The 15716-nt window shown below is 64.0% G+C and carries 16 protein-coding genes; 9 read left to right on the top strand and 7 right to left on the bottom strand.

Translation table 11 applies throughout. From position 1 onward, the window contains the following. Positions 1–60: 60 nt before the first annotated feature. From ACZ0BA_RS01235 to ACZ0BA_RS01265, 7 genes are all read right to left on the bottom strand, one after another. Positions 61–393, bottom strand: coding sequence for a BON domain-containing protein (locus ACZ0BA_RS01235; protein ID WP_090314725.1), 333 nt, complete (start codon positions 391–393; stop codon positions 61–63). A gap of 203 nt (positions 394–596) precedes the next feature. Beyond that, positions 597–2045 carry a sigma 54-interacting transcriptional regulator gene (locus tag ACZ0BA_RS01240; RefSeq protein WP_463449552.1) on the bottom strand — a complete coding sequence of 483 codons (1449 nt, stop codon included), beginning with the start codon at positions 2043–2045 and terminating at the stop codon, positions 597–599. After that, positions 2042–2638: a hypothetical protein gene (locus ACZ0BA_RS01245; protein WP_463449553.1), complete on the bottom strand. Its 597-nt coding sequence runs from the start codon at positions 2636–2638 to the stop codon at positions 2042–2044. Before ACZ0BA_RS01245 ends, ACZ0BA_RS01240 begins: the two co-directional genes overlap by 4 nt. Before the next feature lie 16 nt (positions 2639–2654). Continuing rightward, a complete protein-coding gene (locus ACZ0BA_RS01250; RefSeq protein ID WP_463449554.1) occupies positions 2655–4073 on the bottom strand; it encodes a sensor histidine kinase in 1419 nt (472 codons plus the stop codon). Positions 4074–4232: 159 nt separating this feature from the next. Further along, entirely contained in the window at positions 4233–4574 is a 342-nt protein-coding gene (locus ACZ0BA_RS01255; protein WP_463449555.1) for a ribonuclease E inhibitor RraB, read from the bottom strand. A gap of 59 nt (positions 4575–4633) precedes the next feature. Then, positions 4634–6118 carry a sensor histidine kinase gene (locus ACZ0BA_RS01260; protein ID WP_463449556.1) on the bottom strand — a complete coding sequence of 495 codons (1485 nt, stop codon included), beginning with the start codon at positions 6116–6118 and terminating at the stop codon, positions 4634–4636. An 18-nt stretch (positions 6119–6136) separates the two neighbouring features. Then, entirely contained in the window at positions 6137–6838 is a 702-nt protein-coding gene (locus tag ACZ0BA_RS01265) for a response regulator (RefSeq protein WP_463449557.1), read from the bottom strand. 225 nt (positions 6839–7063) lie between these two features. Between ACZ0BA_RS01265 and ACZ0BA_RS01270 the strand changes: the two genes are divergently transcribed. The 9 genes from ACZ0BA_RS01270 (at position 7064) to ACZ0BA_RS01310 (ending at position 15716) form a co-directional block, all read left to right on the top strand. Further along, positions 7064–8131, top strand: coding sequence for a porin (locus ACZ0BA_RS01270; protein ID WP_463449558.1), 1068 nt, complete (start codon positions 7064–7066; stop codon positions 8129–8131). Positions 8132–8231: 100 nt separating this feature from the next. Then, positions 8232–9209, top strand: a complete 978-nt coding sequence (locus ACZ0BA_RS01275; RefSeq protein WP_463449559.1) for a Bug family tripartite tricarboxylate transporter substrate binding protein — start codon at positions 8232–8234, stop codon at positions 9207–9209. A gap of 37 nt (positions 9210–9246) precedes the next feature. After that, on the top strand, positions 9247–10353 hold the full coding sequence (locus tag ACZ0BA_RS01280) for an ABC transporter substrate-binding protein (protein ID WP_463449560.1): 1107 nt from the start codon (positions 9247–9249) through the stop codon (positions 10351–10353). Positions 10354–10457: 104 nt separating this feature from the next. Next, complete coding sequence (locus tag ACZ0BA_RS01285; RefSeq protein ID WP_463449561.1) at positions 10458–12233, top strand: ABC transporter permease; 1776 nt, start codon at positions 10458–10460, stop codon at positions 12231–12233. Between the two features lie 40 nt (positions 12234–12273). Beyond that, a complete protein-coding gene (locus tag ACZ0BA_RS01290) occupies positions 12274–13347 on the top strand; it encodes an ABC transporter ATP-binding protein (protein WP_463449562.1) in 1074 nt (357 codons plus the stop codon). Between the two features lie 292 nt (positions 13348–13639). After that, complete coding sequence (locus ACZ0BA_RS01295; protein ID WP_463449563.1) at positions 13640–14410, top strand: beta-ketoacyl synthase chain length factor; 771 nt, start codon at positions 13640–13642, stop codon at positions 14408–14410. Continuing rightward, positions 14403–15188: a lysophospholipid acyltransferase family protein gene (locus ACZ0BA_RS01300; RefSeq protein ID WP_463449564.1), complete on the top strand. Its 786-nt coding sequence runs from the start codon at positions 14403–14405 to the stop codon at positions 15186–15188. Before ACZ0BA_RS01295 ends, ACZ0BA_RS01300 begins: the two co-directional genes overlap by 8 nt. After that, positions 15181–15435 carry a phosphopantetheine-binding protein gene (locus ACZ0BA_RS01305; protein WP_463449565.1) on the top strand — a complete coding sequence of 85 codons (255 nt, stop codon included), beginning with the start codon at positions 15181–15183 and terminating at the stop codon, positions 15433–15435. Before ACZ0BA_RS01300 ends, ACZ0BA_RS01305 begins: the two co-directional genes overlap by 8 nt. 11 nt (positions 15436–15446) lie before the next feature. Beyond that, positions 15447–15716, top strand: a complete 270-nt coding sequence (locus tag ACZ0BA_RS01310) for an acyl carrier protein (protein WP_463449566.1) — start codon at positions 15447–15449, stop codon at positions 15714–15716.

Below are 15716 nucleotides of genomic sequence, written 5' to 3' on the forward strand. Positions count from 1 at the left end.
TACTCTACTGCAAGGTTTTTACTGCGGATACACATTACTGCGTAATCGTTACGGTGCTGCTTACTTCGAAGCGACGGTCAGTTCGCTTTTTACTTCTTTAACGCCAGGCACTGCGGAAGCTACCTGAATGGCTTTGGTGCCAACTTCAGTGCTCGGCACGGCGCCGCTCAGCACGACCACACCGTCGGTGGTGGTCACGCCAATTTGTTTTTGATCGGCCAGGGAAGCTTTGATCTTGCTGGTGATCGCATCGTCATTGGTGGCGGTGCCGGTCTTGGCGGCTCCAGCCATAGCACCTTCTTGCTGACCCGCAGCGAATGCGGTACCAGTAGCGGCGGCAGCGGTGAGGGTTGCTGCAACCATCAGGCGGGCGATCAGATTGGTAGTCATCATGATTTTTCCTTTACAAGTTAAGGTGAAACGTCAGTGACGTTACCCTATCCTTAGCAATCGCCGTGCCAGCTCATTTAATCCGTTTAAAATCATGAGCTTACGGATGAGTTACTTAAAAAGAATTGTCAAATCGTGATGTTTCCGTCCATATTCCAGGGAATTTGTCGGGAAATGGCGACAGGCTATTGCCGCCATTTGCTAACTCATTGATTTTTAAGGGAATCGTCTTGTCGCTCAGCGGCGACAAGGGTGGGGTCGGTGCGGAAAAGGCTGGCGTCGAGGTCGTATTTCTGCAGCAGGCGGTAGAACTCGGTCCGGTTGCGTTCGGCCAGGCGGGCGGCATCGGCCACATTGCCGTCGGTCAATTTGAGCAGCTGGACCAGGTAGTTGCGCTCAAAGCGTTGCTTGGCTTCCGTGTAGCTGAGCACCTCCAGCGACGGCACGCGCAGCGCCCGCTGCACGAGAGACAGCGGAATCAGCGGCGCGGTCGCCAGCGCGCATACGTGTTCGACAACGTTATATAGTTGCCGCACATTGCCCGGCCACGAGGCCGTGGTCAGCGCCTCCAGCGCGTCAGGGGCGTAGCCGCGCACCGTCTTGCCGTACTTGGCCGCCAGGGTGTGCAGGAACTGCGTGGCCATCGGCGTGATGTCCTCGCGCCGCTGCGATAGCGGCGGCAAGGTCAACGTGATGACGTTGAGCCGGTAGTACAAGTCCTCGCGGAACTGGCCTTCCAGCATCGCCGTGTCGAGGTCGCGGTGGGTGGCCGACAGGATGCGCACGTCCACCGGTCGGGGGATGTCCGAGCCCAGTTGGCGCACCACGCGCTCTTGCAGCACGCGCAACAGCTTAACTTGCAGCAAGAGCGGCATATCGCCGATCTCGTCGAGGAATAGCGTGCCGCCGTCGGCCGCCTGCACCAGGCCCTCGCGGGCGTTGACGGCGCCGGTGTAGGCGCCCTTGACGTGGCCGAACAGCTCCGATTCGAGCAGCGCCTCGGGAATCGCGCCGCAATTGACGGCGATGAAGGGCGCCTTGGCGCGGCGGCTGGCGCGGTGGATGGCGTTGGCCAGCAACTCCTTGCCGGTGCCGCTTTCGCCACGGATCAGGATGCTGGCGTCGGACGCGGCCACCAGCCTTGCCTCGGCCAGCAGTTCGTCCATGCACTGGCTGCGGCTGATCAGCCCGGCCCGCCAGGCCTCGTCGCCGGTCGACGGGCTGGTGGCCGGCGCCGACAGGCTCAGGGCCTGGGCGATGCGGTCGAGCAACAGCTTGGCGTCGAACGGCTTGGTCAGGTAGGCGTACGCGCCCAGGGTGGTGGCCTCGATCGCGTCCGGAATGGTGCCGTGGGCGGTCAGCAGGATGACGGGCAGGGCCGGGTAGTTGTGGCGGATCTCCTGGAACAGCGACATGCCGTCGCGGTCCGGCAGGCGGATGTCGCTGATGACCAGACGAGGCAGCTCGATCGACATGCGCGCCAGCGCCGCCTCGGCGCTGCCCACGCCGGTGACACGGTAGCCGTTGGCGGTCAGGCGCATCGATAGCAAGCGCAGCAGGTCGGCGTCGTCGTCCACCACTAATAAGTGTGCGCCCTTGCCGGCCGGATTGCGGGCGGCGCCGGCGGCGGCCAGTTGGTCGTCGGCCGCGCTCATTTGATGATCCCCTGCGGCGCGCTGGCGGCCGGGCGGACCGGCAGGGTGCGCTCGATGTTTTTCAAGCCCTCCACCATGTCGTTGAGCTGCTCGATGCGGCGCTGGCTCTCCTTTTGCTGCGCCGCCAGCCGGTCGGCGTGTTCGGCCAGCCGGCGCGCTTCGGCGCAATTGCTCGAAAGTACCAGCGCCAGCGGTTTGAAGGCCGCCGCCTCGCTATCGGTGGAATTGCCGACGGCGTCGAACAGCGTCTGCGCGCGCGCCAGGTCGCCGCTGCCGCGCGTGAGCATCAACACCATTCCCATTTGCATCGACAGACGCGGGCTGCGCGATTGCTGGGTCAGGCCGCTAAGCTCCTTGAGCAGCTCGCCCTGGCTCATGCGCCGCAGCGATTGGTGATAATTGAGCAGCGGGCCGATCTCGTCGAGCGGTTGCGGTGGTGGCGCCAGTTCCACCACCACCGGTGGCGGTGGCGGCTGCGGCACCGGCGCCGGCTTGGGCTGGACCTGGGTGCAGGCCGCCAGGGTCAGGCTGAGCAGGGCGCACAGCATGTGCGCCGGCGCCCGGGATAACAAGTATTTTGCGTAAGGCATCATATTCACAATCAGGACTTCAATAAGGTAATTCAATTCGGAAGCGGGCACCCCGTTCGGTGGGCAGCAACTGCAACATGCCATGGTGCGCCGCGATGTATTCCTGCACGATCGACAGGCCGATGCCGTTGCCACGGCGCGCGCCGGGCGGCTGGCGTTGGCCCTGGTAAAACGGTTCGAAGATGCGCGCCGTGTCGTTCGGCGCCACGCCAGGTCCCTGGTCGGCGCACTCGATCAGCAGCCGGTCGTTGCGTTCTTCGAGCCTGAAACTGATTACGCCGCCCTGGGGACTGAAGCGCACGGCGTTCGACAGCAGGTTGCCGATCGCCACGGCCATCTTGTCGGCGTCGACCATGATCGGCCGTGCGGTGCCTTCGGTGTTGACGGTGAGCTTGGCCGCCTGCCATTGCAGGCGCTGGCTGTCGATCGCTTGCGCCAGCAGCGCCGACAGGTCGGTCGCCTCCAGGTGCAGATGGTGGGCGTCGAACGTGGCTTCGTTGTAGCGCAGCAGCGCTTCAATCTGCGACTGCAGCGCCGCCGTGTTTTGATTCAGTATACCGGCGATTTCGCGCTGATTGGGCGATAACGCGCCGGCCACGCCATCTTCCAGCAGGGCAACGCCTTCGCGCAGCGCCGCCAGCGGGGTCTTGAGTTCGTGCGAGATGTGGCGCAGGAAACGCGACTTGTCTTCCTCCAGATTCGACAGGCGCTGGCGCAGCCAATTGAGTTGCAGGCCGACGCGCTGCAGGTCGGCCGGTCCGCGCACTTCGATGACCTCGTCGAAACGGTTGGCGCCGAGCCGGTCGATTGCCGATTCGATTTGCGCCAGCGGCCGCGACAGCCACAGGCCGAAGCCGCCCGCCAGCAGCGCGGCCACCACGATGGAGGCGATGACCTGCGCCTTGAGCACGGCGCGCCGCTGGTCGAGCTCGGTCAGCAGCGCGGTGTTACGCAGTTCGACCTCCAGTTTGACCTCCTCGGCCAGCTGGGCGTTAATGCGAGGCAACAACGCCAGCACTTTCTCCAGCGCCTGGCGCCGGGCGGCGGTGCGCGCGCGGGTCGGCATCTGCAGGATGTCCCAGGCTTGCTCGCCGGCCTGGCGCCAGGTGTCGAACGCCATGTTGGGCGCGTGCGGCAGGCCGCGCTGGACCACGTCGAGCGCGGCGCGCGCCTCGCGCCAGGCGTCGGCATAGCGCATGCGGAAGGCGGGATCGTCCAGCACCAGATATTGGCGGGCGCTACGGGTCATCGCCACGCTGCGCTCGGCCAGCTGTTGGGTGTTTTCAGTGAGCGCCAGCGCATGGTGTCCGCTGTCGCGGCTGTGGAAGGCGAGACTGTCCAGCGTCCACAGCGCGTGCAGGGAGGCGGCACTCAACAACACAGCAATCAACAGGAAGACGCCCAGCAGCAACTGGCGAAACGAGAGTTTCGAGAGCATCGGTGGTCTAAAGAGGAAAAATGTCTAAATGATAGGCGAAACGGCGCCCGGGGTGTGTTTAATTGGAAATATTTCTTGGCGCGCGCTATGGCGCGCGCCAACGTTATGCGGCCGTGACGGGCCGCGCGTGCGCCGCCAGGTCTGCCGCTGGCATCGGCGTCATGCCGCCGGGCCGACGTCCATGCCGTCGTAGGATTCGAGTCCATGCTCCTCGGCGAACTTGTAGAACTGCTGGTTGCGCGCGTGCAGGGTGTCGACCGTGTGCTTTTCCACCTTTTCGATGTGCAGCCACCACAGCGCCGGCGCGTCGCCTTCGGGCCTGGAATCGTAGATGCCGACGATCTGGTAGCCCTTGGCCTTCAGCGGCGCTTGCGCCGCTTCGAGCTTGGCCTTGTCCTGGTCGGCGAAAAAGTAGCCCCACAACAGCGGCTTGTTGCTGTCCCACGGGGCGTTCTGCTGCATGTCGGCGAACAGCTCGACCATTTCTTCTTTGGTAATCATGTGTGTCTTTCTAGCGGAAAGTCGATGGCGCTATTTTACCGCTACACGCGCTACGGCGTTCAGGCGGCCGGAAAGACGACCGTCACTTTCAGGCCCTGGCCGCCGGCGCCGGCGTCGAGCGCGATGGTGGCGCCGTGCAGGTTGGCGATGTCGCGCACGATGGCCAGACCCAGCCCGGCGCCTCCGGGGTTGCGTTCCAGGGTGGCGGCGGCGCGGTAGAAGGGCGCGAACACGCGCTCGCGCTCCGGCGCCGCGATGCCGGGACCGCTGTCCTCGACCTCGAGCACCACGCCATCGGCGCCCTCGATCACGCGCAGTCCCACCTGACCGCCGGCGGGCGTGTAGCGCAGCGCGTTGTCGACCAGGTTGGCGATCATCTCGTGCAGCAGCAAGGCCTGGCCGCTGACGACGCAGTCGCGCTCCGCTTCCAGCGACAGGTCGATATTCTTGGCCACCGCCGCCATCGCCATCTCCAGTCCGACCTGGCGCGCGCTGTCGCGCAGCGACACCGGCTCGGCCTGCGCCGCCGCGCCGTCGGCGTCGCCGCCATGCTCGATGCGGGCCAATGTCAGCAGCCGGTTGGCCAGGTTGACGGTGGAGTCGGTGGTGGCGGCGATGCTGTGGACGATGTGGCGCAGCGCCGCCTTGGTGTCCTCGGGCGCCACACCGGGGCGGTCGCATTCTCGCAGCGCCAGTTCGGCCTGCGTCTTGAGCACCGTGAGCGGCGTGCGCAATTGGTGCGAGGCGTCGGCGATGAAGCGGCGCTGGCTGCTGATTAACAGCTGCAGGCGCGAGCGCGAACTGTTCATCGCCGCCACCAGCGGCCGCACTTCCTTGTGCACCAGCGCCGGATCGACGTCGGAGGAGTCGTTCAGGCTGCGCGTTTCCACCGCGATCTTCAACCGCATCAGCGGCTGCAGCACCAGCCGCACCGCAAACCACACCAGCAGCGCGAGTGCCAGCAGCAGCAAGGCCTGCCAGGTCAGCGTGTCGAACAGGATCTGGTTCGACAGGCCGCGGCGCGCCTCCAGCGTTTCGCCCACCTGGATCAGCGCAATGCCGCGCATCGAGTCGTCGTACACCGGCTGCAGCAGCGCGGCGATGCGCACCGGCTGGCCGTTGTAATTGGCGTGATAAAAGCGCACCAGCGCCGGATAGGCCTCCGAGCGCGGCACGTTGGCCGGCACCGCCGGCAGGTCGCCGTAGCCGGACACCGTTTCGCCGCCGATGCCCGTGACCTTGTAATAGATGCGGCCCAGGGTGTCGGTCTCGAAGCTGTCCAGCGCCACGTAGGGCACGTCGGCCACCACTTTGCCGCCGACGATGGAGACGCGTTCGGCCAGCGCCCGCGTCGACGCCAGCAGCGAGCGGTCGTACGCGACATCGGCGGCGTCCAGCGCGTTGTGGTAGACCGAGACGGTGTTGAGCGTGACCAGTGCCAGCAAGGGCCCCAGCAACCAGCGCAGCAACTGGCCGCGCAGGCTGCCCAGCGTGGCGCCGGGGCCGAATCGTCTGGCGAGCCTGGTCAAGATCGGTATCGACATCGGCAAAGGTGCTGCGCGTCAGTCGGCGGCGAGCGCCGGACGCGGTTGCAGCAGGTAGCCGATGCCGCGCAGCGTGGTGATGATGGCGGCGTCCGGCGCGGCGATGTCGAGTTTTTTGCGCACACGGTGGATATACAGTTCGATGGCGTCGATGTTGGCGTCGTCGGCCAGCGCGAACACTTCGTCGAACAGTTTTTCCTTCGAGACGGCGCGGCCGGCGCGCGTGATCAGGGTCTCCAGCACCGCGTGTTCGCGCGGCGTGAGCGCCAGCGGGTTGCCGGCGTAGGTGAACATGCGCGTGACGGTGTCGAAACTGAGCGCGCCGCAGCGGTGCACCAGCGCCTCGTTGCCGACACTGCGCCGCAGAAGGGCTTTGACGCGCGCCTCCAGCTCCGCCAGTTCGAACGGTTTGGCGAGATAGTCGTCCGCGCCCAGGTTCAGGCCCTGCACCCGTTCATCGAGGCCGCCGCGCGCGGTCAGGATCAGCACCGGCGTCTGGCTGCGCGGCGCGGCGCGCGCGCGCAGGCGCTTGAGCACCTCCAGGCCGTCCATGCGCGGCAAGGTCAGGTCCAGAATCAGCAGCGCGTAATCCTGCGTGTGCAGCAGGGCGTCGGCGTCGGCGCCGTTGTCCGCGCATTCGACCGTGAGGTGGGCGTCGCGCAGCGCCTTGGCCAGCCAATGGGACAGCTCGGTGTGGTCTTCAACTAACAGTATGCGCATAAATTCTTGCCATGGCGAAAAAATAGGTTCAGTGTAAGGACAGAATCATCGTCCGCCGCGCGTGAAAAGGGAAGGCCTATCGGCTTTGTGGCGTGAGGGCGACAGGAAATACCCCTTCCTGGGCAGTGCAAGGTGAGTGAAAGGTAATTGAAAGGAAGCGACTTCTATAGTGGCATCCTGATAGCAAATATCAGGCATCACGAATAACTATAACCTGGAGACACAATGAAAAAATCCGCAATTAGCCTTGCCATCCTGGCATTGGCAGCCGCTGCTGGCGGTGCCGCGCAGGCCCAATCGAATGTGCAAGTCTATGGCCTGCTGGACGTCGGCGTCGAAAACGCCAATAACACCAGCGCCACCGGCGGCAGCGCGACCCGCGTCATCTCGGGCGGCATGAACACCTCGCGCTGGGGCTTCCGAGGCACCGAGGATCTGGGCGGAGGCCTGAAGGCCGTGTTCAATCTGGAAGGCGGCATTTTGATGGACACCGGCGCCCAGGACGGCGCGCTGTTCCGCCGCCAGTCGTACGTGGGTCTGGAAGGCGCCTTCGGCCGCGTGGTCATCGGCCGCTCCTTCACCAGTGTCTACGACACGGTGATCAGCTTCGATCCGATGGGCTTCGCGCCTTACTATTCGTGGGCGACCACAGGTCCGGCCACCGGTCCAAGCAAATACGGCTTCACCACCGGCTACGATAACCTGATCAAATACAGCGGCACCTTCGGCGACTGGCGTTTCGGCGCCAATTACTCGGCCGGCGAGCAGACCACCGGCGTGGCCGACAGCGCCAAGATGGGCGCCACCGTCGCCTATAAAATCGGCGGCGCCAACCTGATGGCCACCTATGAGCGCAACAACGGCAACAACGTGCCGGCCACCGGCAACCGCGACGAAAACACCGTGTGGCACATCGGCGCCAACTACGAAACCGGTCCGCTGAAATTCTGGGCCGTCCTGCGCGACTACAACCTCACCGCCGGCCGCGCGGCGACCGCCGATGTCGAAGGCACCACCACCTGGGGCGGCGTGGCCTTCAAGCCGAACGAGGTCACCACCTTGACGGCGGCGATCTACCACATCAACGTCAAGAACGTGGCCGCAGGCCGCGACGCCGATCCGACCATGTACGTGCTGCGTTACCGCTACGCGCTGTCCAAGCGCACCGACCTGCATGTCACGGGCGCCTACGCCAAGGCCAAGAACGGGCAGCTCACCGGCTTGTCGCGCGACGACGCCGGCTTCGCCAACAGCCAGCGCGGCATCACCGCCGGCATACAGCACCGCTTCTAAGCCGCTTCGCAACGAAGACCGGGCCGCGTCGATATTTATGTGAAAGTCGATGCGGCCTGAAAGCGCTTTGAAAGCTTCACCGCTCTAAGATAACTAAAAGATGACTAAAGTTTTGCAGGCTTTGATTGCCGCGCCGTTTTTACTCTGCGCGGTGGCGCGGGCGGCAAGCCTGGAGTGCATCGTCCCGTCCAAACCGGGCGGCGCGATGGACCTCACATGCAAGCTTGCGCAAAAGGGCCTGCAGGGTTTGCGCGATGCGCCCAAGCCGCCGCCGTCGGATATGCGGATCACCTATCTGCCGGGCGGCATCGGCGCGGTGGCCTGGCATTCGCTGGTGTCGCAGCGGCGCCGCGCGGAGCCGAACACGCTGGTGGCTTTTTCCGGCGGCTCGCTGCTCAATCTGGCGCAGGGCAAGTTCGGCAAGGCCACGGCGAACGACGTGCGCTGGGTGGCGGCGCTGGGAACGGATTACGGCATGATCGCGGTGCGCGCCGATTCTCCCTACAAGACGCTGGCTGAGCTGCTGGCGGCGTTGAAGAAGAATCCGCAGAAGGTGCTGATCGGCGTCTCCGGCACCATCGGCAGCCAGGACTGGCTCAAGATGGCGATGGTGTTCAAGACCGCCGGGCTGGATCCGAAGGTGCTGCGCTTCGTGGCGCTGGAGGGCGGTGGCGAGGCCTTCACCGCGATGCATGCGAATTATGTGCAGGTCGTATCGGGCGACGCCAGCGAAGCGTCGCTGTACGCGGCCAGCGGCAATACCCGCGTGCTGGCGGTGCTGTCGGACAAGCGCCTGCCGGGCGTGCTGGCCAACGTGCCGACAGCGCGCGAGCAGGGGATCGATGTGGTGTGGCCGATCATCCGCGGTTTGTGGATGGGCCCCCAGGTGCCGGATGCGGATTACCGGCAGTGGGTGGCGGCGTTCGACCGCGTGCTGGCCGATCCGCAGTTCGCGAAAATGCGCGCGGCGTCTGGCTTGTACCCGTTCGCGCTGACCGGCGATGCGCTGAAAGCTTATGTAGCAAAGGCCGTAGACGATTACGGCAGGCACGCCGCCGAACTCGGTCTGGTGCGCTGATCACAAAAAAAATATTAAAACAATTGGAGACAAAAAAATGATGTTCAAGACCTCAATGGCCGCCGCATGCGCGTCCCTCTCGTTCGCGCTGTTCGCAAGCTCCACGGCCGCCCTGGCGCAGGTGCCGGCCGGCTATCCGGCCGACTACCAGAAGATCATCGACGGCGCCAAGAAAGAGGGCAAGCTGGTGGTCTACGGCGCTACCGACAGCAAGGCCACGGCGCCGCTGATCAAGGACTTCAGCGCCCAGTTCCCCGGCATCACGGTCGAATACAACGACATGAATTCGACCGAGGTGTACAACCGCTTCATCTCCGAGGTGGCGGCCGGCGGCAACACCGCCGACGCGGTGTGGTCGTCGGCGATGGACCTGCAAATGCGCCTGGCCTCCGACGGCTACGCGATGAAGTATAAATCTGTCGAGGCGCCAAAGCTGCCGGCATGGTCGATGTGGGACGACCAAGCCTACGGCACTACCTTCGAGCCGGCCGCCATCGTCTACAACAAGCGCCTGGTCGACGCCAAGGAAGCGCCGCAGACGCACGCCGATTTCGCCAAGCTGATTCAAACGCCGAAGTTCAAGGACAAAGTCACCACCTACGACATCGAAAAGTCCGGCGTGGGCTTCATGTTCATGACCCAGGACGCGCGTGAGAATCCGAAGTTCCTCGACATGCTCAACGCCTTTGGCGCCGCCAAGGTGCGCGTGCAGTCGTCGACCGGCACCATGCTCGAGCGGATCTCGTCCGGCGAGAATCTGATCGGCTACAACGTGGTCGGCTCGTACGCGTTGGTGCGCGCCAAGACCGATCCCTCGCTGGGCGTGATCCTGCCGAAGGACTACACGCTGATCATGTCGCGCGTGCTCTTCATCAGCAAGAGCGCGAAGAACCCGAACGCCGCCAAGCTGTGGCTCGACTACATGCTGTCCCATCGCGGCCAGACCATCATCGCCAACGACTCCAAGCTGTTCGCGATCCGCGCCGACGTCACCGGCGAGACCACCTCGGCGGACCTGATCAAGCAAATCGGCAAGGACAACGTCAAGCCGGTGCCGGTCCATCCGATGGTGCTGCAGTTCCTGGGACCGGCCAAGCGCATGGCCTTCCTGAAGCAGTGGAAAGAATCGGCCGGCAAGAAGTAATCGTCTGAAGTAAAGCGTTCGACACAAGCCTCACCCCAGGTCCACCCAGCCCCTTGCCGACACGGGGCCGGGTGCCCGCACGCGTTCGTAAAAACGGAATTCCTATGCAAACTATGACACTCTCCGGCTCCGGCCGGCGCAGCCTCAATTGGCCGCGCGGCGTGGTGGTGGTGCTTGCCTCCATCGCCATCTTCCTGCCGCTGTTCCTGATCTTCTATCAAAGCTTTTTGAGCGCGCCGTTTTTCATGCCGGTCAAGGAGCTTGGCTTCGACGCCTACCGCTTTATCTTCGAAGACCCCGATTTCACCGTGGCGTTCGAGAACGCCTTCCTGCTGGCCACCGGCCTGACCGTCATCGCCGTGCCGCTGGGCGGCATGCTGGCGTTCCTGATGATCCGCACCGACCTGCCGGCCAAGGGCTTCATCGCGCCGTTGCTGCTGGTGCCGATCTTCGTCTCGCCGATGGTGATGGGCTTCGGCTACGTCGTCTCGATGGGGCCAGTCGGCTTCTATTCGCTGTGGGCCAAGGACATCCTCGGTGTGATCCCGTGGAATATCTACTCGTTCACCAGCATCGTGGTGATCGCCGGCCTGACACACGTGCCGCACGTTTACCTGTACGCCTCGTCCGCGCTCAAAAGCCTTGGATCGGATGTGGAGGAGGCGGCGCGCGTGTCCGGCGCCTCGCCGCTGCAGGTGATGTTCAACGTCTCGCTGCCGATGATCACGCCGGCGCTGGCGTACGCCGGCGTGCTGGTGTTCTTCCTCGGCTTCGAGGTGTTCGGCCTGGTGCTGGTGCTGGGCGATCCGGAAGGCCACATGGTGCTGGCCACCTACCTGTACAAGCTGACCAACAAACTGGGCACGCCGTCGTACCACCTGATGGCCGCTGTCGCCGTCTGCCTGGTGATGGTGACGATGCCGCTGGTGATGGTGCAGCGCTACCTGCTCAAGTCGGCCAACAAGTTCGTCTCCATCAAGGGCAAGGGCGCGCGGTCGAAAGCGATGCCGCTGGGCCGCTGGAAGTGGCTGGCCTTCGCGCTGATTTTCGCGTGGCTGATGTTCACCATCATCATGCCGCTGTCGGGCATCGTGCTGCGCTCCTTCGTCCAGTATTGGGGCGAGGGCGTCAAACTGGCCGAAGTGCTGACGTTGCAGCACTTCCGCGAGATCTTCGAGCAGCCGGCGCTGGTGCGCGGCATCGTCAACACGGTGCTGATCGGCGTGATCGGCGGCGCGCTGGCGGTGATCTGCTACAGCGCCATCGCGCTGGCGATGCACCGCAAGCCCGACGCCATCACCCGCTTCCTCGATTACAGCGTGCTGGTACCGCGCGCCGTTCCCGGCCTGCTTGCCGGCCTGTCGTTCCTGTGGGTGTTCCTGTTCGTGCCTAGCTGGCTCGATGGCGCCTTGAAGGGCATGGACAACGGCGTGGCGCTGTGGCTCAGCGAACATGCGATACCGGTGCTGCGCTCCGTGCGCTCGACCATCTTCGCTTTGTGGCTGGCGTATTCGGTGGTGTGGCTGGCCTACGGCATGCGCCTGATTTCGACGGCGCTGCTGCAGGTGGGCCCGGAGCTGGAGGAGGCCGCACGCGCGGTCGGCGCCAAACGTGGCCAGGTCACGCGCGATGTCACGCTGCCGCTGGTGAAATACGGCCTGCTGGGCGCGTGGCTGATGGTGTTCCTGATCTTCGAACGCGAATACTCGACCGGCGTGTACCTGCTCACGCCCGGCACGGAGGTGATCGGGGCGATGATCGTGTCGCTGTGGGCGACCGGTTCCACCGATCTGGTGGCGGCGCTCTCGTTCATCAATATCTCGCTGGTGGCCATCGGCCTGGGCATCGCCTTGCGCTTTGGCGTGAAGCTGCATAATTGATTCAAACAATGCGTCACATAATATGAAACGAGACACCATCATGAATGAACTCACCGTCAACGACCTGCACCTGGACTACGGCACCGGCGCCCACGCCAATCAAATCCTGAAGGGCGTGTCGATGCACCTTCAAAAAGGCGAAGTGGTGGCGCTGCTCGGGCCTTCGGGCAGCGGCAAGACCACCTTGCTGCGCGCCGTCGCCGGCCTGGAAAGCGCCAAGCAGGGCACCATCGCCATCGGCGAACGCACCGTCTACGACGGTTCGAAGAACTTCGAGATGCCGGCCGAGCACCGCAACCTGGGACTGGTGTTCCAGTCGTACGCGCTGTGGCCGCACAAGACGGTGTTCGACAACGTCGCCTATGGCCTCAAGCTGCGCAAGATGAGCTCCGGCGACATCAAGGACAAAGTCGCCGACGTGCTGAAAAACCTGGGCCTCGGCCACCTGGCCGAGCGCTATCCGCACCAGTTGTCCGGCGGCCAGCAGCAGCGCGTGGCGATCGCCCGCGCGCTGGTCTACAACCCGCCGGTGATCCTGCTCGACGAGCCGCTGTCGAACCTGGACGCCAAACTGCGCGAGGAAGCGCGCGCCTTCCTGCGCGAGTTGATCGTGCGACTGGGCCTGTCGGCGTTGATGGTGACCCACGACCAGGCCGAGGCCATGGCGATTTCGGACCGCATCCTGCTGCTCAATAACGGCAAGATCGAGCAGCAAGGCACGCCGCAAAGCATGTACGAGACGCCGGAGACCTTGTTCACCGCGGAGTTCATGGGCAGTAACAACCGGTTGCCGGCCAAGGTGGTGCAGCGCGACGGCGCGCTGGTGCGGCTCGACGTCAACGGCACCATGGTGAGCGGCACCGCGCGCGGCGCCGGCGGCGGCGAGCCGTCGACCATCATCCGTGTCGAGGAAGTGAAGATCAGCCCCACGCCGGTGGACAACGCCATCGAGCTGCCGCTGCTGACCTGCATGTATCTCGGCGACCGCTTCGAATGCCTGTTCAAGAGCCCTGCGGGCGGCGCCGAGTTCGGCCTGCGCGCATATTCGAAGTACAAGCTGGAGCCCGGAAACTATTGGTTGCAGTTGCCTGCCGACAAACTTTGGGTGTTCTAACCGGTTCGATTCCAGGTTAATCTATTTAGTACAAGGCGAGGGCCGCAGCGATGCGCCTCGCCTTTTTTGTCGCTTTTTGCTCGCAAAGTGTGACATTTGGTGAGAAACTTTCCGGGAAGTTGCACAAATGTAGAGCTCAATCAACAAAATAGTTGCCGTGTATCTATTTTTACGCCGGATTGATAGTGCCTGTCGTTTATAATTTTAAAAGTACGTCGGCTGGCATTTCTGCGGCATGTGAGCGCGAGTTCGTACCTTCTTTTATCTCAGAACTCTGGATTATTTGTCAAACATGCGCACCCATGGCGTCACCTTCTCAATCGTCAGTCACGCCGCATGGGCGCCCGGCCTGACCACGCCGGAGGCGTGGGCGCAATGGGCACGCGCGCCGTATCGCATCGTCGCCGGCGAGGAACCCGGCGTCAAGGCGATGCCCGCCATGCTGCGGCGGCGGGCGGGATTTCTGGGGAAGATGGCGTTGGAAGTGGCTTATCGCTGCCTCGACGGGCGCGCCGAAGCCCATGGCGACGGTGTCGCCGCGATCCCCACTGTTTTCTGTTCGCGCCACGGCGAGGTGTCGCGCGCGCTCGAACTACTGAGCGATCTGGCGCGCGGCGAGGCGTTGTCGCCGACGGCGTTCAGCATGTCGGTGCACAACGCGACGGCCGGCCTGTTGACTATCGCGCGCCGCGACCGCGCCAACCACATCGCGCTGGCCGCCGGCGCGGCGACGATCGAACATGCGGTGATCGAAGCGTGCGGGCTGCTGGCCGACGGTGCGGAGATGGTGCTGCTGGTGGCTTCCGATTGCCAGCTGCCCGACTTGTTCGTGCCGTTCCAGGAGTGCGATGAACAGCCGCACGCGTGGGCATGGCTCATGACCAGCGCCGCCGCCGGTGGCGATGACGGCGAGACGGTCGCCTTGCGCTGGAGCGCGAGCGACGAGCCGCCGTCGTCCGGCATGCCGGGCGGTCTGGCGGTGGCGGCGTTCCATCTCGGCGGCGCAAGCCGGATGGAGCGCAGCGACGGACGCTTGCGCTGGAGCTGGAGCCGCGATGCTTGATGCGGCGCTGGCCCGGCTGTCGCTGTACTGGCGTGTGTTCGCCACAGGGCTGAGTTTTGCGGTGTTTGGCGTCGGCGGACTGTTGATGCGCGTTGTGCTGTTTCCGGCGCTGAACCTGGTGGTGCGCTGCAAGCAGCGGCGTGTGCTGGCGGCGCGCGGCTTGATACGGCGGGCGTTTCGCACTTACGTGGACATGATGCGCGCGCTGGGTGTGCTGCGATACGAAGTGCGCGGCCTGGAAAAACTGGAGCGGGGCGGTCTGCTGATACTGGCGAACCATCCGACCCTGATCGATACCGTGTTTTTAATGGCATTCGTGAAGAACGCCGACTGCATCGTCAAGGGCGCGCTGTGGAACAACCCGTTCACGCGCGGGCCGGTGCGGGCGGCGGGCTACATCAACAACGAGGGCGGGGCGGCGCTGGTGGACGATTGCATCGCCTCCCTGCGGCGCGGTAATAACCTGATCGTGTTCCCAGAGGGCACGCGCACGCCGGCCGATGGCGTCATCAGCTTGAAGCGCGGCGCGGCCAACATCGCGGTGCGCGGCGGGCGTGCCATGACGCCGGTGCTGATACGCTGCGAGCCGCTCACGCTGGGCAAGGGCGAAAAGTGGTGGCGTGTGCCGCCACGACGGGTGTTGATACGGATAGACGTCCAGGACGACCTGGCGATCGAGACGTTTACGGGCGAAGGCGCCAGCGAAGTAATGGCGGCACGCCATTTGACGGAATTTTTACAAGACTATTTTACCGGGAAGTACCAACGTCATGCTTGAACTGGAAGTGAAAGAACTGATCATCGAAGTGCTGCAACTGGAAGATATCACGCCCGACGATATCGACAGCGCCGCACCGTTGTTTGTCGAAGGCCTCGGACTCGATTCGATCGATGCGCTGGAGCTGGGCGTCGCGTTGCAGAAGAAGTACGGCATCTCGCTGTCCGCCGATTCGGAGGACACCCGCCGCCATTTCGCGTCGGTGAACGCGCTGGCGGCGATGATCGAGACCCACAGGAAGAAATAAGGGAGCAGGACATGATAGTGTTGAATGACATGAGCAGGGACCAGCTGCAAACCTGGGTGATCGATCTGCTGGCCGACATGTTCGAACTCGATAAAGCGGGACTGACCGCCGATTCGAATTTGTACGCCGATCTCGATATCGACAGCATCGACGCGGTCGACCTGGCCGTCAAGCTCAAGCAACTGACCGGCAAGCGTTTGCAGCCGGAGGTGTTCAAGACCATCCGCACCATCGGCGACGTGGTCGATGCGCTGGCCGGCATGACGGAGCAGGCGGCTTAA

The organism is Duganella sp. AC917 (assembly GCF_979258245.1).